This is a genomic window from Streptomyces sp. NBC_01268 (assembly GCF_036240795.1).
In the GTDB taxonomy this organism is placed as follows: Bacteria; Actinomycetota; Actinomycetes; order Streptomycetales; family Streptomycetaceae; genus Streptomyces.
On record NZ_CP108454.1, the window covers coordinates 8,376,707 to 8,402,366 of the forward strand.

General features: G+C 69.8%; 16 protein-coding genes and 6 pseudogenes. 10 read left to right on the forward strand and 12 right to left on the reverse strand.

What is annotated here, in order from left to right:
* Positions 1–596 precede the first annotated feature (596 nt).
* The 4 genes and pseudogenes from OG309_RS37420 to OG309_RS37435 all read right to left on the reverse strand — a co-directional run bounded on the left by OG309_RS37420 (position 597) and on the right by OG309_RS37435 (position 3,223).
* Entirely contained in the window at positions 597–1,502 is a 906-nt protein-coding gene (locus OG309_RS37420) for a LysR family transcriptional regulator (RefSeq protein WP_329427944.1), read from the reverse strand.
* Positions 1,503–1,866: 364 nt separating this feature from the next.
* Positions 1,867–1,986, reverse strand: a pseudogene (locus OG309_RS37425) (nuclear transport factor 2 family protein); the annotation flags it as partial.
* A gap of 30 nt (positions 1,987–2,016) precedes the next feature.
* Positions 2,017–2,376: a hypothetical protein gene (locus OG309_RS37430; RefSeq protein WP_329427945.1), complete on the reverse strand. Its 360-nt coding sequence runs from the start codon at positions 2,374–2,376 to the stop codon at positions 2,017–2,019.
* 145 nt (positions 2,377–2,521) lie between these two features.
* On the reverse strand, positions 2,522–3,223 hold the full coding sequence (locus tag OG309_RS37435; protein ID WP_329427946.1) for a type 1 glutamine amidotransferase domain-containing protein: 702 nt from the start codon (positions 3,221–3,223) through the stop codon (positions 2,522–2,524).
* Between the two features lie 217 nt (positions 3,224–3,440).
* Between OG309_RS37435 and OG309_RS37440 the strand changes: the two are divergent.
* A pseudogene (locus OG309_RS37440) lies at positions 3,441–3,611 on the forward strand (Imm7 family immunity protein); the annotation flags it as partial.
* Positions 3,612–3,639: 28 nt separating this feature from the next.
* On the opposite strand, the pseudogene OG309_RS37445 reads toward OG309_RS37440, so the two are convergent.
* Positions 3,640–4,053, reverse strand: a pseudogene (locus OG309_RS37445) (IS5/IS1182 family transposase); the annotation flags it as partial.
* A 371-nt stretch (positions 4,054–4,424) separates the two neighbouring features.
* Between OG309_RS37445 and OG309_RS38230 the strand changes: the two are divergent.
* The 3 genes from OG309_RS38230 (at position 4,425) to OG309_RS37465 (ending at position 7,615) form a co-directional block, all read left to right on the forward strand.
* Positions 4,425–5,921, forward strand: coding sequence for a cupin domain-containing protein (locus OG309_RS38230; protein ID WP_443067621.1), 1,497 nt, complete (start codon positions 4,425–4,427; stop codon positions 5,919–5,921).
* The gene (locus OG309_RS37460) at positions 5,921–7,126 is read left to right on the forward strand and encodes a cytochrome P450 (RefSeq protein WP_329427947.1); all 1,206 of its coding nucleotides are present in this window, start codon (positions 5,921–5,923) and stop codon (positions 7,124–7,126) included. The genes OG309_RS38230 and OG309_RS37460 overlap by 1 nt, the downstream gene beginning before the upstream one ends.
* A 243-nt stretch (positions 7,127–7,369) precedes the next feature.
* Positions 7,370–7,615: a hypothetical protein gene (locus OG309_RS37465; protein ID WP_329427949.1), complete on the forward strand. Its 246-nt coding sequence runs from the start codon at positions 7,370–7,372 to the stop codon at positions 7,613–7,615.
* A gap of 186 nt (positions 7,616–7,801) precedes the next feature.
* Here the strand turns inward: OG309_RS37465 and OG309_RS37470 are convergent, their stop codons facing one another.
* Both OG309_RS37470 and OG309_RS37475 read right to left on the reverse strand, forming a co-directional pair.
* Positions 7,802–8,665: an MBL fold metallo-hydrolase gene (locus tag OG309_RS37470; protein ID WP_329427951.1), complete on the reverse strand. Its 864-nt coding sequence runs from the start codon at positions 8,663–8,665 to the stop codon at positions 7,802–7,804.
* A 680-nt stretch (positions 8,666–9,345) separates the two neighbouring features.
* Positions 9,346–11,748 (reverse strand): ATP-binding protein, encoded by a 2,403-nt coding sequence (locus tag OG309_RS37475; protein ID WP_329427953.1) that lies wholly within the window; start codon positions 11,746–11,748, stop codon positions 9,346–9,348.
* A 347-nt stretch (positions 11,749–12,095) separates the two neighbouring features.
* On the opposite strand from OG309_RS37475, the gene OG309_RS37480 reads away from it, so the two are divergent.
* From OG309_RS37480 to OG309_RS37495, 4 genes are all read left to right on the forward strand, one after another.
* Complete coding sequence (locus OG309_RS37480; RefSeq protein ID WP_329427955.1) at positions 12,096–13,592, forward strand: hypothetical protein; 1,497 nt, start codon at positions 12,096–12,098, stop codon at positions 13,590–13,592.
* A gap of 517 nt (positions 13,593–14,109) precedes the next feature.
* Positions 14,110–14,616, forward strand: coding sequence for a hypothetical protein (locus OG309_RS37485; RefSeq protein WP_329427957.1), 507 nt, complete (start codon positions 14,110–14,112; stop codon positions 14,614–14,616).
* An 86-nt stretch (positions 14,617–14,702) separates the two neighbouring features.
* Complete coding sequence (locus OG309_RS37490; RefSeq protein WP_329427959.1) at positions 14,703–15,002, forward strand: tail fiber domain-containing protein; 300 nt, start codon at positions 14,703–14,705, stop codon at positions 15,000–15,002.
* On the forward strand, positions 14,999–15,676 hold the full coding sequence (locus tag OG309_RS37495) for a 2OG-Fe(II) oxygenase (protein WP_329427961.1): 678 nt from the start codon (positions 14,999–15,001) through the stop codon (positions 15,674–15,676). The genes OG309_RS37490 and OG309_RS37495 overlap by 4 nt, the downstream gene beginning before the upstream one ends.
* A gap of 199 nt (positions 15,677–15,875) precedes the next feature.
* On the opposite strand, the gene OG309_RS37500 is transcribed toward OG309_RS37495, so the two are convergent.
* Both OG309_RS37500 and OG309_RS37505 read right to left on the reverse strand, forming a co-directional pair.
* Positions 15,876–16,979 carry an RICIN domain-containing protein gene (locus OG309_RS37500; RefSeq protein WP_329427963.1) on the reverse strand — a complete coding sequence of 368 codons (1,104 nt, stop codon included), beginning with the start codon at positions 16,977–16,979 and terminating at the stop codon, positions 15,876–15,878.
* 73 nt (positions 16,980–17,052) lie between these two features.
* Positions 17,053–22,812 (reverse strand): PA14 domain-containing protein, encoded by a 5,760-nt coding sequence (locus tag OG309_RS37505; protein ID WP_329427964.1) that lies wholly within the window; start codon positions 22,810–22,812, stop codon positions 17,053–17,055.
* A 618-nt stretch (positions 22,813–23,430) separates the two neighbouring features.
* Here OG309_RS37505 and OG309_RS37510 point away from each other — a divergent pair.
* A pseudogene (locus OG309_RS37510) lies at positions 23,431–23,727 on the forward strand (transposase); the annotation flags it as partial.
* 194 nt (positions 23,728–23,921) lie between these two features.
* Positions 23,922–24,389 carry a hypothetical protein gene (locus OG309_RS37515; protein WP_329427966.1) on the forward strand — a complete coding sequence of 156 codons (468 nt, stop codon included), beginning with the start codon at positions 23,922–23,924 and terminating at the stop codon, positions 24,387–24,389.
* A 404-nt stretch (positions 24,390–24,793) separates the two neighbouring features.
* Here OG309_RS37515 and OG309_RS37520 read toward each other — a convergent pair.
* The 3 genes and pseudogenes from OG309_RS37520 to OG309_RS37530 all read right to left on the reverse strand — a co-directional run.
* Positions 24,794–24,889, reverse strand: a pseudogene (locus tag OG309_RS37520) (IS5/IS1182 family transposase); the annotation flags it as partial.
* Between the two features lie 37 nt (positions 24,890–24,926).
* Positions 24,927–25,172: pseudogene (locus OG309_RS37525) on the reverse strand (PIG-L family deacetylase); the annotation flags it as partial.
* Between the two features lie 66 nt (positions 25,173–25,238).
* Positions 25,239–25,535 carry a hypothetical protein gene (locus OG309_RS37530; protein ID WP_329428766.1) on the reverse strand — a complete coding sequence of 99 codons (297 nt, stop codon included), beginning with the start codon at positions 25,533–25,535 and terminating at the stop codon, positions 25,239–25,241.
* Positions 25,536–25,660: the final 125 nt, after the last annotated feature.

A 25,660-nucleotide genomic window follows, 5' to 3' on the forward strand; every position in this document is an offset into this window, starting at 1 on the left:
CGCTGGCGCGCGTCCGTCTGGTCCTGAGCCCCGGCACGTCCGCCTGCCTCCCGGTCATTTCCACGCTACGCCTGCGCCCCCTGCTCCTTGCACCCTGCACCCCACCGAGTCTCAGAGGGCCGGGCGACCACCCGCGCAAGCACCCCGGGCCGGGGATCTGGACCTGGCCGGGGGAGCGCCGAGGGCTCGGAGGACCGTGTCCGGGTGGTACGCCGCGCCCGGCAAGGGCCGGTGGCGAGGCCGGCCGGGAGCCTGCTCGTGAGCCATCGCCGCCATCGCGGGGGCACGCGTCGATGCCCCCGGACGCCACGTACAGTACGGCGCCGACCATGACGGAACCGAAGGACACGATCCCGATCTGAAGGACGATCGGGAGGCCCCGAGGCGGAGACGTTCGACGCCGCGCAACGCGAGTTCATCGCCCGGTTCCGGCCGGCGTCGCTGATCCGGTGCCTTGTCCAGTCGTCCGAGGTCGCCCATCTGATCCTGCTCACAGCTCCGTCCGCGCCTCGGCGACCACGGGCGCGGTCATGAAGGCCGAAGGAGGCACCCTCATCTCCCTCACGCCGTGACGCGAGCCCGGCGCCACCGCCGGCTCAGAGCCCTCCCCAACCGGCCGCCGCCTCGGTAAGCCGCTCGCGCACGACGGTGAGGGCCGGGTTGGCCGGCGCGCCGCGGCGTACCGCGAGGTAGATGGTGTTGAGCGGAGGCGCCTCGGAGCGGTGGAGCTCGGCGATACGGCCTGCGGCCAGGGCGGGTTCGGCCACGTAGCGCGGGAGCGCGGAGATCCCGGCACCCGCTTCGACGGCCGCGAGGACCGCACGCAGGTCGGGGGCGACGAGCGCGACGGGGTTGGCGGGGCGGTGCCCGAACTCGCTGCGCCAGTAACGGCGCAGGATCGGCAGCTCTTCTCCGTAGGTGACCAGCGGCAGTGCGGCCAGGGCGTCGGCCGGGGCGGTGCGCAGCCGGTCGTCGTCCACGGTGCGGGCCATGGACGGCGGGCCGACGAGGAGGAACTCCTCGTCGACCAGGGGGACGGCGAAGAGCTCCTGGTGTGGGGGCCGGATCGCGGAGACGACCAGATCGAGCCGGTCTGCGGCCAGGTCGGTGAGGAGATCCCGGGCCAGGCCGAATGCCGCACGCAGGTGCAGTCCGCGGCCGGTGAGCGGGGCGAGCACGGGCAGTACCCGGAGGGTCATGATCTCGGCCGCGCCACCGATGCGTACCGTCCCGCGCAGCGCCGGCTCGGTCTCCGTGGAGCCGAGGGCGTCGCGGAGGCCGTCCAGGTGCAGGCTCACGCGGGCCGCGAGGGCAGCGGCGCGCGGTGTGGGGGTGACGCCCTTGCGGGAGCGGATGAAGAGCGGCTCCCCGATCTGGTCCTCCAGGCGGGCGAGCTGGCCGGTGACGGCGGGTTGGGTCACGCCCAGCCTCTGCGCCGCCGCGGAGAGGGAGCCTGCCCGGTAGATCTCCAGGAATGTGGCCAGCAGGTCCAGGCTCGGCACGCGTTCTTCCTTCTTTCGTTGCCCGGGGCGCCCGCCACCGGTACGCGAGGTGCGGCAGCTCAGTGTAGGGACGACCTCCCGCTGTCCGTGGCGCGTGTGGGCTGTTGTTCTCGTCAGCGGTGGGCGTCAGATCAGGAAGGTCGGCAGCGGGGCTGCCACGAGAGGAACTGGCGTCTCGATCGCAGGGCGAGCGTGCCGTCAGGCCGCCGAGCCGCGTGCCGTCAGGCCGCAGGACCGGCCGGCAGGGTGTAGCGGACCGCCGGGCGCGGGGATGACCGTCGCGGAAGACGAAGGTGTCCACGCCGTCTTCCACGCGCGCCAGGGCGGCTCCGATGCCCTGCTTGACACCGTCGCGTCCGCGCAGGTCGCAGTCAGGAGTGACGAAGACGGCGTCGGGTGTGAAGTTCGCGGCGATCGCGTCGCGGTCGCCGGAGTCGAGCGCCCGGACGTGGTCACGACAGGCCTCCTGGGGACTGCGGGTCATCGAAGCGTCCTCCGTACGGCTGCGGGTGCGTCAGGGGAGGTAGGCGATGCCGTGGGCGCCTTGCGTGGTGTCGGGGTCGCCCGGGTCGATGTCCAGGACCGTGCCCACGGAGCCATCGGCGAGGTCGACGACGTGCACGGTGCCCGAGCCGAGGTCGGCGACGAACGCGCGGTCGCCGTCCGGGGTGGTGCGGATCGTGATCGGGCCCCGGCCCACGGGCGCGGTGACCAGCGGGGCGAGCCCGCCGGCGGACAGGACGGTCGCGTACAGCGGTCCGCGGTCCGCGGTCCCGGTTGAGGGCGAGCCCGCGCGGCGCCCCTCCGGTGCCAGCGACACCACCCCCACGACCTTGCGCTCGTGAGTCGTCCGTACGGATGGCGATGTGGTCAAGGCCCCGGTTGAGGAGAGGAATTGTCACGGGCTTCTCTCCTTCGCGGGCGGGACTGCCGCTGGGTGCGTGGTGCTGCGGGAACTGATCCGACGGCCGGGAGCGCCGGTGGCTCCACGGCCGTCGGATCGGGCTCGGCGCTCTGGTTCAGGCGGAGAGGGCCTTGAGGACGGACTCGGCCGTGGCCGTGCTCGACTGCGGGTTCTGGCCCGTGACGAGGTTGCCGTCGACGACGACCGTGTTGCTCCAGGCGGCACCCGTGCGCGGGACTGCTCCCCGCTCGCGCAGCCGGGACTCGACGAAGAACGGCGTGTTCTCGCCGAGGCCGCCCTGGCGCTCCTCCTCGTCGGTGAACGAGGTCAGGTCACGGCCGGCGAACGTGAAGCTGCCGTCAGCCTTGGACGCGCTCAGCAGACCGGCGACACCGTGGCACAGCGCGGCCACGGTCTTGCCCTGGGAGTCTGCTTCGTTCAGGAGCCTGCCCAGGTCGGCGTCCCGAGCGAGATCGGCCATCGGGGCGTGCCCGCCCGGGACGTAGATCGCGTCGTAGTCGCCGATGGTGACGTCGGAGAGGGTCAGCGGTGTGGCAAGTTCATTCGCGATGCCGGCGAGGTACGCCTTGAACTCCTCCGCGTCCGTGGCGGAGACGCCGCCCTGCTCGCTGAGGCTGAGCGCGTCGACGGTGGGCCTCACGCCGCCCGGGGTGGCGATGTCCACCTCCACCCCGGCGGCCTTGAGGACGCGGTGGGAGGCGGCGACCTCCTCGGCCCAGAAGCCGGTGGGGTGAGTGGACCCGTCAGCCAGCTGCAGGCTGGTGGCGGCGGAGATGACCATGAGGATCTTCGACATGGATGTGCCTGACCTTGTCGTGGGGAACGGGATGTCACGCGGCGAGCCGCGTGCCGCCGGGTATCCGGCGGCTGTGGGGACAACCCCAGGATCCATCACCAATCATCCAGGCACATCCAGAGCGCTATAAGAATTGTTATGACTGGGTGATGGCCTGTCCAGGCGCCCCGGCTTCGCATGCCCGGATGGCCGGCCCTCCCTCCTTGATCTCGGGTGGGTGAACGGCGAGCCGTTCACCCACCCGAGAGGCCATCCCCCTCACCGCTCCCCGCTTGATGCCGTCGGTCCGTCCGAGCATGTCGCGAAGGTGCCTCCCGGCCCCTACGGCCTTCTGCACCTTCGTGACGACGAGGGCCCGACCCATGAGAACGGGGTACGTGTACCGAGGCTCGCCCGGGTCACGGCCACCGAGCACACGGAGACGCCGCTTTGCCCCGTGCATCCCGATACTCGAGGACCCGTTCGTTGCGGCGTGAGCTGTATGCCTCGTCGCCACCGAGGTGCTCTGGTCGGGCGCGTGGCCGCCCGCCCCGCGGTCGGGGAACGCGGACGCGTTCGAGGACCTCGATCATCTGCGGCGCGTCGCCCCACCGGCCCGGCGTGACGGGGAATGCCGGCGGACGGCATCCGCCTTCACCGGCGAGGTGGAGTGTGCAGGTCAGACCGCCCCGCGACGCCGAGCCCTTCGCCAGGGCGGTGATGCCGGGGCGCCGATCTTCATCCGGGACGGGCGGCTCCTTCTCGCATGCCCCCGCCGCATGCTGATGAGCACGGCAGGACGCCGACTCGACGCTCACCATGTTCCCATCGATCCGGCCCGCGAGCCCGGCGCCGAGACGTCGCCCACGAGCACGGTGACCGCTAATCCTGGGCGAGTTGGTCGAGCCTCGACCAGCTTCATGGCTCTGTTCACGAGCAACCGGTCCACAATCGCGGTTCCTTGAGATGAACGACGCAGGCCCGCCGCGGCGGCGGGCCCGCGCCGATGGACCGCCGGTCAGCCGGCCTGGCCGGTGGGCATGATGGTGACCTGATGGAGGTTCACCCGCGGGGCAGCGTGGCGAACGGTCTCACTTCCCTCCGTCGGTCCACACCGCGGTACCGACTGCGGACCGCTGTGACCCCCACCGAGGGTGATCGTTACTCAGCGAGTCGAGCCGGACCGGGCGCTCTGGGTGCCCGCGGGGAAGAGGGTGTGTGCATGGCGACGTCACGTCAGCCGGCCGTGCCGGTTCCTGAGTCCGTCATCACCATGGGGGCGACACTTGAACTCGCGCGCTCGCGCCATGCCGACCACCCCCAACCAGGCCTCACACCGAGCCTGATCGAGAACACCGGGGTACGGACCCGCCACCTGGTGCAACCGGTCGAGGAGACGCTCGCACACCCGGGCTTCGAAGAGCGCAACCGGCTTTACGCGGCAGAGGCCAAGGCCCGCGTGCCCATGGTCGTACGGCGAGCCCTTGAGGACGCCGGGCTGCGCGCCGCCGATATCGACCTGATCATCCACGTGTCCTGCACCGGGTTCATGATGCCCCCGCTCACCGCCTGGCCCAGCAACACGATGGGTTTCCCCTCCGCCACAGGGCAGTCGCCGATCGCCCAGCTGGGCTGCGCGGGCGGCGGCGCCGCGATCAATCGGGCGCACGACCTCTGCAAGGCCTACCCGGCGGCGAACGCGCTGATCATGGCCTGTGAGTTGTGCTCCCTGTGCTACCAGCCCACCGACGTCAGCGTCGGATCGCTGCTGGACAACGGTCTGTTCGGTGACGGTGTGGCCGCCACAGTGGTCCGCGGGACGGGCGGAGCCGCTATCCACCTGGAGCGAAACGCTTCGTACCTGGTCCCGGACACCGAGGACGAGATCGCGTACGCCGTGCGCGCCACCGGCTTCCACTTCCTGCTCGACGAGCGGGTGCCTGGCACCATGGAGTCGCTCGCCCCCGCGCTGCGCGCCCTCGCCGGACGGACACGGCTGGGACGCCTCCGACCTCGACTTCTCCCTCGTGCACGCTGGGGGCCGCGGATCCTCGACGATCTCAGCCAGGTCCTGGGCGTGCCCCCGGAGGCCTTGCGCTTCAGCCGGGCCGCGCTCACCGAGTACGGAAACGTGGCGAGCGTCGTCGTACCGGACGCGCTGCGCTGCCTGTCCGACGAGGGCGGCGCCGTCGACCAAGCGCGCGGCCTGCTGGCCGGATCCGGTCCGGGCAGCACCGCCGCGCAGCAGGTGACGTTCAAGGTGACCGGCGAACAGTCGCGCACCGCGTCGAGCTGCGAGGTCGTCGTAGCGCCCGGCTTCGACATCGGCGCGCACGTCCACACCCGCGGCGAGGAGCTCCGCTACGTACGCGAAGGGGAAGCCGACGTCCTCGCCTTCCAGCCGCGCGTGCGAACCCCCGACGGCTGGCGCGGGTGGCGGTCCACGCAGGGCGACCGCATGGTCCGCGCCACACCCGGCACGGTCAGCGAGGTCCCGCCGGGCTGCCCCTACGCGTTCGCCCATCCCACCGAAGGCCCGGCGCGGATGTTCTTCCACGCGTCCCCGCCGCCGGACCGCGAGCCGTATTTCGAGGAGCTCATGGACGTCCTGTCCGCGGACGGACCCGCCGACCACACCGCCACCGCGGCACCGCGCCGCCGCTCCGGCATCGAGCAGCTGACCCCGCTGCGCCACGACCGGCCGGCGAGGAGCCACTGATGCGGGACACCGCTCCCCCCGTGTACGAGACCGTCGACCTGGCGGCGCTGGACTTCGACCCGTTCCTCCGCGAGGCACTGCGGGAAGCGCCGGTCGTCCGGGTCCGGCTGCTGCACGGGACTGCTGGCGAGTGCTGGCTGGCGACGCGGCACGACGTGGTCCGGTTCGTCACCTCCGACCCCCGGTTCAGCCGGGACATCGTCGGCCGGCCGCTGCCGAGCATGAACAGGTACCTCGTGCCGCTGGACCGGGCGGTCAGCTTCGTGGATCCCCCAGATCACTCCCGGGTCCGTTCCGTGGTCTCCTCGGCGTTCAACCGCTCGGCCATGGCGACGCTGCGGCCGCGCGCACAGGCCGTACTCGACGGCCTGATCGACCGCATGGTGGCGTCCGGGCCGCCTGCGGACCTCGTACGGCAGGTGACCTCGCCGTTCCCCCTGCACGTCATCGGAGCTGTCCTGGGAGTGCCGGAGGCCGACCGGCAGCGCCTGCGCGTGTGGGCGGACGCCGTGCTGACGAGGGCGACGGACGAGGCAGGCGTCGAGCGGGCCCGACAGGCCAAGGAGACCGCCCGCGCCTACTTCCGCGAGCTGGCCCGGGAGCGCCGGGCCCGGCCGCAGGAGGATCTCACGAGCGCGTTGGCAGCCGCGGTCGCGAGCGGCCGGATCGAAGAGGAGGAGATGCTCGCTCTGGCGGTGCTGATGGGGCTGAACGGCTGGCACGCCGTCCGCAACCACACCTCGAACATGATGTACGTACTCCTCACCGACGACAGCCTGATGAGCCGGCTGCGGTCGGACCCGAAGGCCGTGCCGGCCGCCGTGGAGGAGCTGCTGCGCTGGATTCCGCACAAGCACGGCGTGGGACAGCCACGCGTCGCCACGGAGGACGTCGAGGTGGGCGGGGTCCAGATCCGCCGGGGCGAGGCCGTGTATGTCTCGTACGTGGCGGCCAACTGGGACGACGCGTGCTACCCCGAGCCGGGCCGCATCGACATCGACCGCCAGGGCCCACCCCACCTGGCCTTCGGCTACGGTCCCCACCACTGCGTGGCACCGCTGCTGGCCCGGCTGGAGGCGGAGCTGCTCCTGACCACGCTGATCGAACGACTGCCTGACCTGCGGCTTGCCGTCGACCCCGGCGAGGTGACCTGGCAGAAGGACGTGCTCATCCGCGGGCCGGTGGGACTGCCCGTGACCTGGTAGCCCACGGGACGGAGCCAGGGCCGCAGACCGGGAGTCGGGCAGCGGCCGGCGGGAGAACGTCGGCGCGGTACGGGTCGGCAGGTACCCAACGATCACCGAAGCCGCGCACGCACCGCCCGGACGTACATGCGGCAGGGGAAGGCACAGCCGACCCGCACCGAGCGCGCCGTCCTCTCGGGATTCTGACGCCGCATCGGGGCGGGCGAGGGGTGACCGAGGCCGGTGAAGATCGTTGTCGCAGGTATGAAGAAGAACATGCTGCTGGCGGTGCTGCCCGCGTTCGCGCTGGCCATGGCCGCCCCCGCACAGGCCGATGCCCACGACCCCACCAGCGAAGCCTTCACGGTCGGCGGCATCGAGGCGGCCGGCGACCATGACCACGCCACGTGCGCGTGCCCCGCTCCCGAAACGAGCGCCCAGCAGCTTTCGGGGATGCGCATGCCACGCACTCGGTTCAACGCCCCGGACAGCGGAGCCTTCGGTCGCTGACCCCTCCCCACCCGGCGAGGGCCCGCCCTCTGCCGGACGGGTCGCAGACCGGGACAGCCGACACGCCATAGGCAGACCTGCTGCGCGAGACACCGCTGGTGTTCGTGGGCGAACAGCACAGTTGGGGCCACGGCGGAGCAGGTCCACGCGCAAAGCACACCGTCGGCTGAGGCGCCGGGAGTGCTGTCACCGTGGTGGTGTCTTGGCCCGCTTCGCCCCACCCCACAGCGAGCCCGGGTTCGCTCGGTTCGGGTACAGCGCGAGCATCGCCTCGTACAGTTCGGCCGCGGTCTGGGTCTCGGCGTCGAGCCGGTTGAAGTCCGCCAGGTACTTCTTGGTCTCGGCCAGGATCTTCGGGTCGTCGGGCAGGTCGGGGTTCTTGTGGCCGGCGACGACGTGGGCGGGGTCGAGTGCGGCGAGCGTGTCGGTGGCGCGCATCCACTCCTCGCGTGACGCGGTGGTGGTCTCGCCCATGTACTGGTGGATGCCGTTGTAGGCGACATCGCCGGCCACGACGAGCCTCAGGTCCGGCACCCACAGCGCGGTGCTGCCCTCGCAGTCGGTGAAACCGGTCTCGACCGCTCGCAACGGGTGCCCTTCGAGGGCGAACGTGTCCGCGTCCAGGACCTCCGGGAAGACCTGCGGCAGCGGGACCTGCCCCGGAAAGCGCGAGGTCCAGAACGTATCGACGTAGGGCGGTGTGCCCTCGAACCTCGCCTTGGCCACGGCTGCGGCGGTCGAGACCGCCTTGGCCCCCGGGAATGCCTCAAGGAGCTGCTTCACGCCGAAGCCGTGGTCGCCGTGGCCGTGCGTGATGTAGACGTAGGCCAGATTGCGGTCGTGCGCCTTTACCCAGTCGACGAGCTTTTGGTTCTGCTCGACGGTGAGGTACGTGTCGACGAGTACGGCGTCACGCTCACCGAAGATCAACGTCGCAGTGTTGACCACCCACTGGAGCTCTTCCGGAGTGCCAGGCGGCAGGTCGCGGGTCAGACCCGACCGGCGCATGCACAACGTCTCGTACCGCAGCGCCGATGAGGCTTCCGGCATGTCGTGCCTACCTTCCGCTCTCGTCGAGATCCAGCCGTCGCATGCGCTTGGTCAGTCGCGGATCCCTCGGATCCGAGGCTGGGGACTCGACGAGCCTCCGCCCCGACTTCCAAGACCCATCCTGCGGGCCCACCTCGGATCCGCAACACGACGACAAGCCCGCCGCCATCCGGCCTCCAGGCGCCACGCCCAGCACGCAGGCGAGGCCCATGTGCCGGCGGTGACGTTCAGAGCAACGGCGGCCATCCATGGGGCCCAGGGTGGGAGAGGGTGCCGACGGCCGCGCCGCAAGGCCCAAGGGATGCGCCGACGCCAAACCCGATCAGGCGGCCGAGGCAGTCAGTGGAGCTGTCCGCCGTCCGAGGCCGGCCCGCTCCCCAGGGAGCGGGGATCTACCCGGTACAGCGTGCGCCCGGCCTTCCTGAACTGGGCTTCTGTGAAGGCTTTGCGTTCCGTTTGCACCGAGCCGCCCTGGGTGCAGGCGTTCACTTCGCATGACAGGCAATGGGCTTCTTGCGTGGTCAACCGATGTTCGGCTGGCGGCGCAGCACCAAGCCGGCTGCATGCTTGCTCAGGACCGCCGTCGGCGGATTTCGTCGGGTCGATAGCCCGGCACAGTTCTCCAACTGTCAGCGCGGATCTCGCTCTTCTGCGTGGGCTTCGACGCGGCGACGAGCTGGTCAGAGTGTTCTGCTGCCGGGGACCGTGACGTGGGTGTCGGGCCGAAGCCCGGAGACCGGGGGAGCGGGGAGCTGCGTGGCCGGCGGGATGATGGCGGGGCGGAGTGCCCAGTGCGTTCGGAACTGTTCCAGGATCTTGCGGGCGCTGTGTGGGGACACGGTCATTTCGAGGCGTGCTTCGGCGAGCCGCTGGAGGTCGCCATGCGGCTTTGTCGGGCCGGTGTAGGCGGCTTTGCGGGCGGCGTAGTTGCGGCGTGCGAAGACCTCGAGCAGGGTGCCGATGAAGTGGAGGTGGCAGGAGAATTCTTCCCAGCGTTGGCCGAGCTCGTCAGCCGGATCCGCACTGTCTGCATGAGGGGGGTGGTGCGCCATGTGGGCGAGGTGGATGATGCGCTGCTCGACCTCTGGGTTTGCCCTCGTTGGATCCGCGCTGCGGATCAGGGAGACAAGGGTGTGCAGGTCGTGCACGGTCTGAGCCGATCGGGCGGAGCCTTCCTGGTGGGCCAGCAGCACGCGGAACCCTGACAGCGCTTGCGCGGCTTCTTCCCAAAGCAGTTCGCGCGCCAGGGCCGCCAGGGCGGGCTCGCCGGTTCTACGGTGGATCTCGGTCACCTTACGGGTATAGCGAATGAGGTCACGTGGAATCCCCCCGGACAGTGCGTGGACGAGCGCTACGAAGGGGTCGGTGAAGCCGGGAACCCGGGTCTGCAGCAGCACTCTCGACTCGGGCAGCGTCCGGGGCTCGATGACCATGACGTCTTCGAGGGAACTGTCGATGATGTCGCGTGCGGGTAGGCCACGCCGGATGAAGGCCGCGCCCACGTCTTCCGACACCGACAGGATGAAGTACACGCGCGGTACGTCGAAGATGGCCTTGATCTCGGCGAGGAACCCGCGTGCCTGCTCTGTTGATCCGAGGCGGTCGAGTTCGTCGATCCCGATGAAGACCTTCCAGTTGTCCTGCTGCTCCGCGGCGCTGATACGCGTGAGCAGGGTGCGGAACTCCCAGACCAGCTCCGGGTAGGTGAAGTTGCGTGAAGTGCTGCCGCGGTTGCGGCCGATGCCCAGCGTCAGTCCGCCGCCTGACGCTCCCAGAGACGTTGAGGTGCCGACGGTCTGGATGCGCTGCAGGAGGTCGAGGTAGTTGTGGCAGTCGCGGACCAGGCGCCGTACCGGCCGCCCGCTGTGCCAGCTTTTGACGTCGGCGCGCCACATCAACGCCACTCCCATCGCGCCCAGCACCCCGTGGGTGAGCAAGGGGTAGTCGTGCCACGTGGTCACAGCCCACTCCCATGCATCCGCTCCCCAGCCTGACACTGCGGGCCGAGCGGACCGGTAAGCGCCGTCGGCAAGGTCGCGGACCCTGTCCTGGATTGCCAGCACCACCAGCCCTGCCCCAGCCAGCAGCTGGACCCATCGGCGAGATGACCAGTACAGACGGCGTGGCCAGTGTGCGGTTCGGGCCCGCGAGCGGAACAGGAACGGTGCTCGCGGTTGGCGCCCGTACAGGGCAAGGTAGTTGCGGCACACGGACTGGAACAGGGAGAGCAGGAACTCCTCCGGCCGATAGTTGGCCGGCGTCTGGACAATCACGTGGAAGTGCCGATCGGGATGCCCTTTGAGGATGCCCTGGCAGGCCTTCTTCAACAGAGTGCTCTTGCCGACCCCGCGCGGCCCGCAGATCGCAATCGCCCCACCGCTCATCTGGTCCAGCTTCTGCTGGAGCGCCGCCTCGGCGCGCGTAGAGATCCAGTAGCGCGCATTGCCGGCATCAATGAGCCCCTCGTGGCTGCGAGCCACGAACAACGACTCGTAGTCGGGACCGAGCAGCCTCGTCATCTCACGCTGCATGACCGGAGCGATCACCAGCCCCAGCCTGCGCGTTGCCCACCGCATAAGGCGCATCTCTGCGTCGAACGCACGCACTGCCTGAGCCATGAACAGCGCAGCCGTCTGGACCTGGGCCAGGAGGTTGTTCCGTCCTCCTGCGTCCCGCAGTTCCCGGACGCCGCCGTACCCCGCCACCGTGACAAGGGCACCAACTCCCACCCACCACGGCAACCCGACCCCGACATCGGCGACCCACCAGGACAGAAGGACGACCAGGATCAGAGGCAGGAACAGCGTCATCCGGCATCGATCACGTGCCTGCGCGAGTTGACCGCGCAATGCGTCCGCACGGGCTGCCCTCTGCCGCACACCGGAGTACGTCGTGCTTGCACGCAGCACCTCAGTGATGATGCGAGGGTGATCGAAGGCCTCCCGCAGCCGCTCTCTGGTGACCTGCGGGCGCTGCAGGTCCAGGTACGCACGGATCCCGGGCTGATGAAACGACGCCGCCACGGCGTGTTCGTACCAGCGCCGGACCTGCCGGGGCTCCAGGTGCCAGATTCCGCTGGTCATCCATGCCTTCCCAGGAAGCGACTACCAAGGCCCCCGTGCTCCCCGGGGATCCGGAGGACCGTGCCGCTGACCGGTCGCGGTGGACAGCCGAGGGGCAGCGAGCCAGCATCGTAAGTGGTTCGCTGATCAGCAGGGCGGGATGCGCCGGAAGTTGACTTGTTGTCGCCCATTGAAGCTGTTTCAGGTCATGCGGAGGCGACCCAGCCGCACGTCGCCGACCGCACCGCTATACGCTGCGTCAAGACGCGTGCCTGACCGTATGGCCGGGTCAGTCCTGGACACACGGGCTCGACCAGGAAGCCTCACCGAGGAGGAGGGTGCAATTGGGCGCAGGGCACTCTGCGGACTTGCGTAAGCATGAAGTGGAGGCACTCCTTCACTTGGCCGAGGGCGAACTGGACCAGCTCCTGGAGGAAGTGGAAGACTTCCCCCGCCCAGAGCGAGAGCAGCTCAACGCGTTCCAGCAAGCCCGCGGGCAGAAGGCTCACTGGTACTGGGAAGGCAGTGCGGTCTACGTCTGGGCCGCCACTCACCACCAGTTCTGCGACCGTGGCGCCGTACTGCGTAACCCCGCCTTGAGGTCACGGACTTTCGCCCCCGGCAAGTGGGTCGGCTTCCAGCCCACCTCTCAGGGGCCGGCCATGGACTGGGAGACGGACCTCGGCGTCATACGGATCCTTCACACGACCGGCAGGGCCGCTGCGTCCGCCCTGGCCGAAGAACTTGCCGAGGTCGCCGATGCTCAGGGCGTGGTCACGGTGTGCTCCCTGTACGGCGACATCGGCGCCACCGGACCAGCCCTGATCGCTGCCGACACCGCACAGCCGCAGTTGGAGTACGAGGCCCAGTGGGGCACAGTCACGAAACTCGTCGGGCAACGCCTGCCCTGGTGGCCGGACCTCCTACGACGCGCCGACGTGATCAGCCAATGGTCGCCAGGGGCACCCGTCACTCACGCTGAACTCCTGCCCGACGAGGAGGAAACAATCCTGCGCGAAGCGGCTGACCTCTGGCGCCGCGTCCCGGGAGCTCAGGCAGCCCTCACCGACCTCGCCAACTCCTTGCGCAATCAACGCATCGACAGCATCAACAGCGACATCCGCATCTTCGGCAAGCACGGCACCAGCTCAGACGGTGCCCCACTCCTCATCGCAGCGCACCATCCAGCCGACGGGTGCCCCCTGCCTCGCACGGATGACCGTGACGTGCTCGCTGAGGGATGGCGGGCTCTCGCATCCAGTCAGTCCTTCGAGGCCTATGAGAGCCTGAACATCGCGATGCTCCGCGATCCGACCCTCCTGCCGTTTGGCACCCGCACTGAAGTGAACGACAACAGCCCAGCCGCGCGTCGGTGGGCGACACAGCTTCGCCCATGTGCTCCTTCCGCACTGCACGCGATCCTCGCCGATGACGCGCAGGACGTTACCTTCCATACGGACTACAGCACCGGTATCCCTGCCGTCCGAATCCGATCGACGAGGCAGGGCGTCTGGGTTTTCCTTGCCCCGCTGTGGCTTCCCGATAGCAGGGCTCGGCTCAGGTCCGTAATTTTGGATAGGACCGTTTGGGTGACCACGACGGACAACATGATCTACCCGGCGCCGTGCACCCGTCACGATCACCTCTGGTGGGGGCACGGTTACGGGGACCGCCCCACGGAAGCCGCCTGGGTCATCAGCCAGCTCCTGGACGACCTCGGCGCAGAGATATCGCTCGCCGACCACTGGAGGCAAGCCCCCAAGGGGTTGACCGAACTCCTCAGCCGTCCTCACCCCCCCGGCACCGAAATCTCACGCTCTGCACTTGAGCTTGCCCGGACCCACCAGCACGAAGCCCCGTCCTGACGTCCAGCCCGACGCCACCGCGTTACCTCACGTAGCGCCGCCTGTGAGAGCACACCCCTCCAGGCCGAGAGAAGTGTCCCGCTGCTGGCTGACGGCCTGTCTGCACCAGGACCCTCCACGTGGTGGACACCGTCTGCTGCGCCTTCAACGGAGAGACACACGCACGGAATTCAGCCGTGTATCGGACGGACGGACACGAGAACCACATCGAGGTCGTGTCCGGCGGAGGGGATTCGGCGTGCGGGTGCTCAGGGCGGCCACTCGCTGGCCGATATGAATCGTCCGCGTTCGTCACGGCGCCGTGGGCGGTTCATCAGATGGTGCGTAGTCGTGTTCATCGGACGCGCATGCCGGACGGGCGCGGTTACGGTCGTTCGCGTCGTCCCACGGGGGGCGGCATCGGTCGAGTGCCGCATGCGCCAGGACCGTCCCGGCCTTCCCGCGCCGGTGCGGAGCGCGCCCGGGCGGCTCCCAGGGAGTGGACATGGGTTCTGTGGGTCGTAGGACCGTCGCGGTGATGGCAGCCGCTCTGGCGTCGCTGGGGGCGGGGAGCGGTGTCACCGCGACCGCGACCCCCTCGTCGCCCGCGCCGTGCAGCGGCGCGGAATGCCCCAGCCTGAAACCGGTCAGGCTCACGACCAGCCAGGCCACGTTGAACGTCACCCAGATGCAACTGGAGAACATCCACGCGATGGCCTCCGACGCCATCACGGGAGAGCCCATCCGGGGAGCGAAGGTCGTGTTCGCCACCGTCGGCGGCCGGTCGCTGGGGGCTGCCTACACCGACTACGACGGTGTGGCCTCGATCACCGCCCCGGAGAACCTAGGTCCCGGAACCCTTCAGGAGCTGCTCGGCGGCTACGAAGCCGCGCTCGTCGGCGACGGCGTGCACGCTCCCGTCGGGGCCCACGGGGCGATCACCGTCGGTACCGACCAGGGGCCCGGCGTACCGGGCTCTCCGTGTTCGCTCTGCAGTGACCGCGGGCTCAAGCAGGACGTGGTCCCGGTCGACTGGAGCCGGTGACGATGCGGATCCTCCACCGGCGGGCCCGGGCGGCGGGCCCCGCCTCTCCGGACCCTGACGCGGCAGGTACGCGAGAAGGCGTCGCCGTGGCCCCGGTCGGCGCGGTCAACGGCTTCGCCGTCCTGGAGACAGTCGCCGCGCTGCCGGTCAGCACCTGGCGCTACCTCTGGGAGCCCGAGGACGTCCGTCACCTCGGGCCGATGGCCCAGGACTGGCACGCCGCTTTCGGCTTCAACCGGGACGACACCAGGATCCCCGTCGTCGACGGCCTCGGCGTGGCCCTGGTCTGCATCCAGGCGCTCCAACGCCACGTGGAGGAGCTCAGGGCCGAAGTGGCCAGGCTGCGCGAGGCCGCGGCCATGAACCCGTCCGAGGCGGGGCGATGACGGTGGACGGCCTGTCTCCGGTGTCCACGGACGCGATCTGGCGGCTGCCGGTGACGGTCTGTCGCATCACCGGGTTCCTGGGCGAGCGGACGGCCGGTGTCCTGCTGGAGCGCGCCCTCGCCTCCACGGGCGATCGGCTGAAGCCTTCCATGGTCCGGGACCGGGAGCTGGACCCCGACCTGCGCAGGTCCAGGTCGTACTCGGACTTCGAGGCGCCCGAGCTGATGGCGGCCATCGAGGACGTCCGGGAGGCGGTCGAGCACACGCTGGGAGTCGACTGCCGCCACACCGAGCCCCGTTACGGCCTCAACGTCCACAACGACGGCGACTTCTACGGGCCCCACCAGGACACCAGTGCCGCGTACGCCCCCCGGCGTCTGCTCACGTTCGTGTACTACGTGCACCGCACGCCCCGGCCGTTCGGCGGCGGCGAGCTGCGCGTCTTCGACGCCGCCCTGCCGCTGCACACGGAGACGACCGGCGAGTGGGAGGAACGTACCTGGCGGGACTGGGAGCCCGAGCACGACAGCATCGTGTTCTTCCTACCCACCGCCTGGCACGAGGTACGACCGGTCGAGTGCCCTGGACGACAGCACGCCGACAGCCGCTTCGCCGTCAACGGTTGGTTGTGCGCACCCGACCCGACGCACCGTGAGGGCGACGAGTGCCGGTGAGAAGCGGGCCGGACCCTGGACCGCCGGACAACCCTTGGGCACGAAGCCGTTGGCAGTAGACATGCCGCACCTGACGCTACTCAGGCGTTGGGAATCGCAAAAAGAACGGTTGGACAGACCCTCCCTCGGACTCGGGTTCGGCCTGGACGCCGGGGTCGGCCCTGGTCGGGCCATCGTGTCCAGGCCGAACCCGGCGCTCCTACGTTCCGGCGCAGTTGGTGAACGTCGCCCGGGTGCGGGCGCTGTAGATGCTCGCGCCGCCGTTGACGTCGTACTTGAGGGGCACCGTGATGGTGTCGTCAGCCGTCCACGGGAACCCCTGGACGTCGAAGGTCCAGGTCCCGGTCGCCTTGGTGGCCAGTTCGGACAGTGCGACCCACCCGTACTGGCGCGGGGGCACGCTCACGGTCAGCTTGTTGCCCATGTCCTGCTTGAGGTCGATCGAGGTCGCGCCGTTGACCTCGGCGGTGACTTCGAGCTGGAGCTTGGCCAGACCGATGTCGCCACCGACGGTCAGGGTGCCCCCCATCTTGAAGCCGATGGTGTTGGTCCACCCCGTGGAGGTGTTCAGCGAGAACTCCCACGGGATCGTGGTCGAGGTGTCGTTGAACCAGATCGGCGAGACGCACGCCTCCGGCAGCGTGAACGGCGGTGTCTGGGTGGTCGTGGACCACGAGCAGGTCGAGGTGTCCTTGTTGCACCGGCCGGCCGCGTAGTCCACGGCCATGTTCCAGGCCTTCGAGTAGACCTCGGAGGGCAGCGTCCACTGCTGGTACGGCGTGTTGTCGCAGCGGTAGGTGTACACCCAGTTGTCGCTGGCGGGAGGTATCTGGACGGTCAGGCAGGAGTTGTCGCCGACCTGGCGGATCCTGAACGCCTTCTGCGCCGATCCGTCGATCGGCTGGAAGTACCACTGCTCGGACGCGCGCCCATCGCAGGGCTGCTGCCGCAGCTGGTAGTGGGCCGTGGTCACGTCCATGCACTTGCCGGTGGTGGTGTTGACGATGGCGAACCCCGAGCCGAGGCTGGTGCCCGTGTTGATGCGCCACGTGGTGGCGGACCCCGGCGCCGGATTGACGGAGATGGCCGCGTTGTCGTCGTAGCTGCCGCCCTGGACGTCCAGCAGTTTTCCGTTGCTGACGTTGGTGAACTTCAGCTGGATCAGTGCCGTCGAGCCCGTGACCGTTTCAGGTGCGGCGGCGGCCGGAGCGGCGCCGATCCCCACGGCCGCGCCCACCATCGCGGCGAGGACGGTCGCCGCTCGCCACAGCGATCTTCTCTTCCTGACTCTGGTCCTGGTCATGTGTGTGGTCCTTTCATGTCATGAGGTGTGTTCCGGTCGAACGACAGGCGGCCGGGATCCGGACAGCGTTCCGCTACCTCCGGAACCTCCTGACCACGCCCTTTACCGCGCTTGTCCCCAGTCGGATGGCAAAAGCGCCGGCGACCATCGCCCCGGCAGCGCCGGTGCCGTCATCGTGTGGCTGGACGAGGTTCTTCATCGCGTTCACCGGTGCGCTGGTCCGCTGCCTGGTCGCCTCGGCCCCTACTTTGTGCTCCGCCACGGTGTCGACCGCCTTGCGCTCCCCGGTGCCGTTCAGGCGGCACAGCGGGCACTCCTTGACGGCGTCGTTGCCGTGCAGGGGGCACGCGGCGTTGTGGACCAGGAGGTACGTGGCGCCGGCTAGGACGTGGTAGGTGTGGATGCGGCTGACGCTGAGGTTGTAGACGGTCTGGTCGGCGACCTGACCGCGGTCGTGGATCGTGGTGACCCGCACGGCGCCGGTGCTCGAGGGGTCGCGGACGAGGTCGCCGGTCTTGAGGTCCCCGGCGTCCACCCAGCCGCGGCCCTCGACCCAGAAGGGGTGTCCGGCGGTGGCGGTGATCGTCGCCTGTCGCGAGCCCCCGACACCGATGTCGATCAGGTGTTTGGTGCCGTGGCCGATGATGACTCCCGCGACGGGCTCGCCGACAGTGGCGTCGGTGGCCGGGTCGGTGGCCTTGACCTGGTCGCCTTCCCGGATCTCGCTGATCGGTTTCGTGCTGCCGTCGGCCATCTCCACCAAGGTGTCCGGGGAGAAGGAATTGCACTTCTCGACGGCCGCAGCGGCCTTGCCCAGTGTCGAGGCCTCCCTGGCTGCGCTCTTGGCCACGGTGCTGGCGAGTTTCCCGCCGGGGATCATGCCTAGGGCGTTCGCGGCCGCGGCGGCCTTGTTGCCCTGGGCGAGTTGGCCGGCCGCGGCCAACCCTGAGGACACCGTCCCGATCGGGCCGGGTACGAACGCCACCACCTCTGCCGCGGTGGTCGCCACGCGCACCGCCGACTTCCAGGAGAACGTCCCGGCCAGGTCCAGTCCGTTGACCGGGTCGGCGTTGACGTAGTCGTAGTCGTTGGCCGATCCGCCCGACACGGGGTCCATCTGCAGGAACCGTCCCAGCACCGGCAGGTACACGCGGGCGCCCATCTCGATGGCCTGCTGGCCCGCGAGGTGCTCCACCGGCCGCTCGTGCTGGCCCAGCCACCCGAAGTCCATGCCGCCGGCCGCGGTGGCCGGGATAGGGATGTCGGCGAACGCGCCGGTCGTGGGGTCGATGTTCTGTCCGAACGGGTCGTACAGGTGCAGGGCGCCGGTGCGGGCGGCGGTGCCGTCAGCGGTGAACAGCACGTCGCCGTGGATGTTGGGGTAGGACCAGTTGGTGGTGGCGGTCCTGTCGTAGTTCTTGGTCAGCAGCACCCCGCCGGGCAGTGCCACGATCCGCTGCAGCAGACCGCCGTCCTTGTCCAGGACCAGGTCCGCGTCGTCCTGCTTGGACGTGTAGGAGTAGCGGGTGGTCCCGTTCTTCGACTGGTCGGCGGCTCCGGTGACGGTTCGGCTGGTCAACCGGTCGGCCGGGTCACGGGTGTAGGAGATGGCGGTGCCACCCGCGGTGGTGGTGGAGATGTGGCGCTTGGTGGAGTCGTACCCCAGGGTGTCGCCGCCGATCTTCACGGTGTTACCACGGGTGTCGTAGCCGAACTCCAGCGCGAGGCCGCCGCCGGTCGCGGTCAGCCGGTCCGCGGCGTCGTAGCAGTAGCTGGTGGTGACCGCGGGAGCCCCGTCGCGGCTGTCGGTGGACGCGGTGCGGTTGGTGTTCAGCCCGGTGGTCCTGGCCGGTCCGCACCCGTCGGCCGGATCGAACCGGTAGGTGAGCCGGTGGTGCGGGACGGTCGCGGCGACGAGCCGGCCCACCGTGTCGTAGGTGTAGGAGTAGGTCGCGATGTTCTTGCCGTTCTCGGTCACCACGTCGTCGGTGACGCGGTTGTCCCGGGAGCGTGTGACGGTGTCGACCACGGTGGACTCCACGGTCTTCCACGTCAGCGCCGTGGGCTTGCCGGAGCCGTTGCGCGTCAACGAGTCGAGGCGCGATCCGTTGCCGTAGGCGACGGAGGCCAGTTCGGCCGCGGTGGTCCACGTGGGGGTGGCGACGACGACGCCGTCGACCTTGACCTGGGTCAGCTGGTTGGCGGCGTTCCAGGCGTAGGACACGGTGCTGGACACGCCCTTGACCGTGGTGGTGTCAGTGGTCAACCGGCCGACCTGGTCGTAGGTGGAGACTGAGGTGACGCCGTTGGCGTCCGTGTAGGAAACCTCCTGGCCGAGCAGATCGATCACGGTGGTGATCGACCCGTTCGCGTCACCGGCGCTCGAGACGAGCGGGTCACCGCCGACCGCGTAGTCGTAGCTGACCGTGCGCGCCGGCTTGTCCCCGAAGGCGGGGAAGACCTTCTTGGTCACGCGTCCGCTCGAGTCGTAGCTGGTACAGCTCCACGGCTCGTCGTTGACACGTTCGGCGACGGGCCGGCCGCTCTCGTCGTAGACCGTCTCGCTGGTGAACGCCGTCCCGCCGCCCGGCTTGGGACCGGTGGTCGCCTTGGCCATGCCGCCCTGGTTGGCGGCCGGGGCCTTCGGGTCGCACGGGTTGGCGCGGGTCTCGGTGTCGCCGTAGTAGGTGGTGGTGGCGCTCCTGTCGGGGTTGGTGACGTCGCCTGCCGGCAGCGCTTCGGCCAGCTTGCGCAGGTATCCCGTGCCCGGCCGTTCGTAGATGGTGCGGGCGGTGAGGCCCAGCCCGCCCGGGTCGGCCGTGGCGGACACCTTGAGCCCGTACACCGGATCGATGCCCGCCGCCGGGTCGGAGTAGCTGGTGGCGCCGCGCTTGGACGGCGCGCGTTCCGTGTCGCCGCCGGAGGTGTCGTCGGTGGTCGTTCCCGTCTCCCAGCCGTAGCGGGGTGCGAGGTTCTTCCCGGGCACCGGGACCGGGGCGCTGGTGCCGGGCGGTGTCCAGGTGAAGTCCAGTGCCCCGGTCGTGCCGGAGCGGTTGTAGTAGTCGACGCGTACGCGGTGCCGGCTGCCGGCCGTGGTGTTGGTGTACGTGCCGGTGACCGCGGTGCCGGCCTTGTCGCTCCAGCTGTCGATGGTCAACACGTCGTCCACCCACAGGCGGACGCCGTCGACCGCGGTGAACCCGAGGCCGTAGTCCCCGGCGGCGGGCAACTCGATCTCCCCGGTGAACCGGCCCGACCAGCCACCGGTGTTCGCCACCGGCGGGCTCGCTCCCCATGACCGTGACAGCGCCCCGTCCGCGGCACCGACCCCGGTGGCGAACGACTGGGGCACACCCGCCAGCTCGGGGTTGTCGTAGAAGGCGGCCGACAGCCCCACGAGACCCTCGTCATAGGAGGTGTGGGTGTGCGAAACCTTCGCGGCGCACGCGGCTGTCGGGGTCTGCCCGGCGAAGCAGGACGCTGGCGCGGGCCCGTACTTGTCGACCGGCCGGTCGGCGTGGTCGTAGACCGTGGTGGACCGGCGGCCCGCGCTGTCGACCGCTGCCGTGGCCTGGTCCTTCGTGTTCCACTCCGCCGAGATGCTCGCCCCGGTCAAGTCGGTGGTGACCAGCGCGCGCCCGGCGTCGTCGTACGACACGGTGCGCGAGCGCGTGGAGTCGTACACTCCGGCCAGGGCCACAGTGGCCTGCTTGCGCTCCAGGTAGTACTGGTAGAAGTGCTCGGCGCGCTTGTCGCCGGAGCGGCCGTCCGGGGCGGGGGCCAGTACCTGGACCGCGCGCAGGGCTGGTGGTTCCTGGGGCTGCTCGATCACGGAGTCGTAGCCGATCACCGTGCAGGCGGCGGCGATGTCACCGGTGTTGGTGCACCCGTTCTCGGCGGACGGGGCCTGGTGGGCCACCCAGTCGTAGGCCAGGCTGCCGCGAAGGGTGGTCAGCGGCCCGATGCTGTCCAGGGCCTTCTGCTTCTCCTCCTCGTTGTCGCCCGCCTCGTCGTAGCGCTGCTTGGCCGAGGCCCGGCCCAGGTAGTCGAAGTCCTGCATGTCCGCGCCGGGGTTCTCGATCCGGGCCAGGGTGCCCATCTGGTACCACAGCCGGGTCTCGCTGCCGTCCCAGTAGTGGATCCGGCACAGCATCCCCGGCGGGGCTGGGTCCGAGCCCGGCGGGCGGGACACCCCGCCGTAGCAGCTGTCACTGCCGTCGGTGTTGTAGAAGAGCTGGTGCGACCGGCCGGAGACCGGGTCCTTGATCCGGGTCAGCCGCGGCGGTGTCCCGCTGTAGAGGTACTGCAGGGCGGCCGGCTTCTTGCCGTCCAGTACCGACTCCACCGCCGCCAGCGAGCCGTCGGGGTTGAACACCGACACCGTTTCGCCCTCGGTGAGCGAGATCCGGCCCGCCGTGTCGAAGGCGAGCACGCCGTCCTCGCCCACCGGCGGCGTGTAGCCGCCCGTGGAGGCCTTGGCCCACGTGTGCTTGCCGCCGGCGGAATCCGTGAGTACCACCGAGCCGTCCAGCATATCGGCGTGGCTGTAGCCGCTGGACTGCGCCGACAGCGTCCAACCGGCCGGCAAGGACTGCGAGTCCCCGGAGAACAGCCACTCCGTCGGTACGATCCGCGGTTCGAGGTTGTGGACGCGCTGGTCATCGGGGCCGGTGGTGCTCTTGCCCCACAGCACCATGCGGGGACGCTGGTCGGAGTGGTGGTACAGCTCGACCCGGATCGGCACCAGCTGACCGGCCTTGAGCGCCACGTCCTGGGCCTGGTGCGGGCCGGGCAACAGGAAGTCGTCGCCGGGATCGGCAGGGTCGGGGTTGTCGTAGACCACCTTGTCGCCCAGCCAGATGCGCGCGCCGTCGGCGTGCGCGCCGCCGAACCGGAAGTCACCGGTGACCGGTGCCTTGAACTGGCCCTCCCAGCGCGCGACGAACCAGTTCTTGTCCAGCGCCGGCGGCATCGGGTTGTCCCGCCACGGCAGGTTGTCCGGGTTGCCGGTCCACGCGATGCCCCAGTCCAGATTGACCTGGGACTCGCCGCGCACCATCACCGGGGTCGCGTCCGGGGTACCCGAGTGCCGCGAGTCGTTGAAGTACGAGGCGCGCACACCATGCGGCGCGCCCTGCCTGGAGTTGTAGGCGAAGCTGACCCCGGCGGACCCCCCGACGGTCTGGAACGCCGGCCCGGCGGCCTCGACGTGCGCGTTGCCGTTGAACAGGTTCACCGTCACCGGCCCGAGATGGTCGGTCGGGGCCGGCCCCGGATCGCCCACCCGCTGGTTGACCGTGAAGTGACCGACCCACTGCGGCGGCGTCGCCGTCGTCGCACCGGACATCGCGGTGGCAACCGTCCACGTGTATCGGCCGCCGTCGTGCAACACATGCTTCGGCACGGTCCACTGCGGCTGGTCGAGGCACCCGGAGTCCACCACGCTGCCCGAGCGGCCGTCGAACCCGGTGGAGATCTTGAAGCAGTACAGTACGCCGTCACCGACCGCGGCGACCTCGAGTGCCGGCGTGTCCGTGCCCACCACCGCGCCGTCGACCGGCGAGACCAGGCTGGTCTGCGGCGCCTCGACGGCTTCCCGTGCCGATCTCCGCGCGTCGAAGCGTGGATGCTCGCCGACCGCCAAGGCCCTGAAGTCGGCCTTCGGCTGCCTCTGCTCGGCCTGTGGTTTCTGCCTGGCCGCTGACGACACCGACAGGATGGGCAGATTCCGCGGCACCTCCTTCGGCGTCTTCTTCGGCGGCTTCTTCGCCACCGCTGCCGCGGACACCGCCGGCAAGGCCCCCGCCTGCACCAGCGACACCACCAGTGCCATGGCCAGCGCGAGTCCAATCGTTCGCCACCATGACCGCGCGGATAACCGCGCCTTGCCCTTGCTGGCACCCCCGTACAAGGCCCCTCCAAACACCGTCGACGTCCACAGGAACCGGCGGCCCGGCCGGCCCCGTGTCCTCCTGCTTCCGCGCGCCCGGCCGACTGGCTCGGGCAGCGACTGAGATCTTGCGGGGCCGAAGGGCGCTAAGGAACAGATGCGCCACAGGTTGGCCGGAAACCCCGAGCCATCGCACCTCCGGTGGAACGCTCCCCGCGGACCCGCCGCCATTCACGCCGATGATCTGCCAGGGACATGCTCAACGATGTCCCCTCGGGCGTCTCCATGCGGAGTCACAGGTAACCGCCCGGACCCTCGCCTCACTTGGCCGGAAGTGGGGGAGCTCCCGACGGGCGGGGCGATGCCGGTAGGTCGGGCGTTCCCCCTTGACTGCCGACTACGCGGCCAGGCTCGAGGGACTCAGGAAGTAGCCATCGGGACGGTGCACGGCGGGGAGCAGCCGGACGTCCGGGCGCGACGGGCCGTGGGAGGCCGGCCGCATCCGGGTGACGGCGGTCTCCGTGGGCTTGCGGACCGCCGGCCGAAGAGGACCGGGGTCGCCGGGTTGCGCGGCCTGGCCGTGGACGGCAATACAGCTCGAAAGCGATCCGCACCCGGCTCCGCCGCCGCGGCATCCCGCACATGATTCCCGAGCGGGCCGACCAGGTCCGCAACCGGGCCCGGCGGGCCAGCCGCGGAGGCCGCCCGCCGGCCTTCGACCGCGAGCTCTACAAGCAACGCACCATCGTGGAACGCTGCTTCAACCGTCTCAAGCAGTGGCGCGGCATCGCCACCCGCTACGAGAAGACCGCCGACTCCTATGAGGCAGCCATCACCCTCGCATCACTCCTGATGTGAGCGTGACACTTGACGACAGAACCCAGCACCACCGACCTTGGGAAACCGTCGGGCACCGAGATGCGGCACGGCACCCCACGACCGAGTGGAGGGCCGGCCGTCCGCGCTCGGCGGCCCCTGAGAACAGGTGCTCCTGACCTTCCGTTGTGCCGTACCCCGTCTAGACCAGGGTTGTGGGTGGGCAGGCTTCCTTCATGGCAGACGATGTCGTAGGAAGTCAGGTGGCCGACCTTCAGGCTGAGTGCGCTGAAGAGTCACGGAAGAGCCGTGCACGTCGGCAGTTCTGGCGTCTCGCCCATGCCACGCTCGGGCTGCCGGCCGCTGTGCTGGCTGGTGTCTCGGGGGCAGCCGGGCTGGCTTCAGCAGATGCCCGTGTCCCGGCGGCTGTGCTGGCGCTTGTGAGTGCAGGACTGAGCGCTGCGATCGCATTTCTGAAACCGGAGGTGCATCAGCAGGCGGCACACGCACGTCGAAGGGCCTACCTTGCCCTGGAGGTCGAAGCACGTTTCGTGCTGACGCAGGCAGCGTCCAGTGGTGAACCCGTTCCGCTGCCCGTCTACAGGGACCTGTTGGAACGCAGAAGGATGATCGTCGCGGGCCAGCTCGACGACGTCGTGCAGCGCGTCGCCGTAGGAGGTCCCGAGACCGGAAGCGGTGGATGAGGAGTGTGCTGGTTCGCCACCCATCCGATGTGCCTGAGCGACAGCTCAAGCGCTCGCTCGCCACCTGAAGCCGCGCCTGGTGGCACCTACCGCGTGGCCGTGCGGGCGTTGGGCGGGTTCGGGCGGAGTGCGCCGGATGGAAGCGCGGGCGCGCGCCTCAGAGACCGCCCATTCCAGGCCCAGGATTGGCAAAAGCGTTCGCTTTTCGATCGAGTGCGCGACGCGTGGGAGGCCGTGTGCTGAGCCTGCTGGATGTGATTCCCGACGACTTCACCCGGCTCTCAAAGGTGACCTCACGTGAGGAGGGGATGCAGGTCAGGCGGCTCCTTGACCGAGCTCCTTCGGTCCGGGAACGGCTACTGCGTGAGGGCGAGGGCCCGGGCCAGCTGTGACAGGCGTTGCCGGCGCTTGCCCCGCACGGGCGGCACCGCTTCCAAGAGCGGGATGAGCTGGGCGACGTCGTTGCGGTTCCCGCCGGTCAGCGTGGCAGCGAGTGGGACAGGGCCCGGCGGGCGTTGCCCAAGGACATGAGGTCCGGGATTCCGGGTGGATGGCGGAGTACAGGGCGTCCGGCTGCCAGGGCTCTCCGGCGTCGGGATACAGGCCCGGCAGGCCTGCGGCTTGGGCGGCGAGGAGGCTGATCTGGTGGGCGCGGCGGTGGTCCGGGTGCCCGGTGAGCTGGCCGAGGGCGTCGTGGCCGATGACGAGGTCGGGCCGGACTTCGCGGATGTGTGCGACCAGGCGGCCGACGGCCTCGTCGAGGGGCGCGTCGACGAGGCGTGCCGCGGTCGCGGCACGTCACGCCCCGGCCAGCGGAACACCAGACGGCACAGGCCCTTGCCCAGGACATCACCGGCGGGCAGGAGGCCATCGGGCGTGCCGGCCGGGTAGACCGTGAGTACAGGATCGGCCGGCGTGCTGCTCGGTGTCATCGGCGCGCACGTGGCGATCCCACGCCCGGACCGTGGCCGCCAGCTGATCGGCGAGGTGGGAGCCCTGCTTGCCAAGGCCGTGGACGGTCCACTCCCATTCCTTGTCCTGCGGGCGGCCGCCGTTCTTGGTTTGCAGGTGGGTCAGGTAGGCGAGGGATGCGTCGCCGATGATCGCGGGTGCGTCGCGGCCGATCGCGAGAGAAGAACGTCTCATCTTCGACTCGTGGATCCTGGGCTTCGCCCACGACGGCACCCGGCGGAGACCCTCACCGACCCGGACCTAGCCGGTGCCCGCTCCGAGAAGCTCCTGGAGCAGTGATCCTGCCCCCTGCTGGTGAT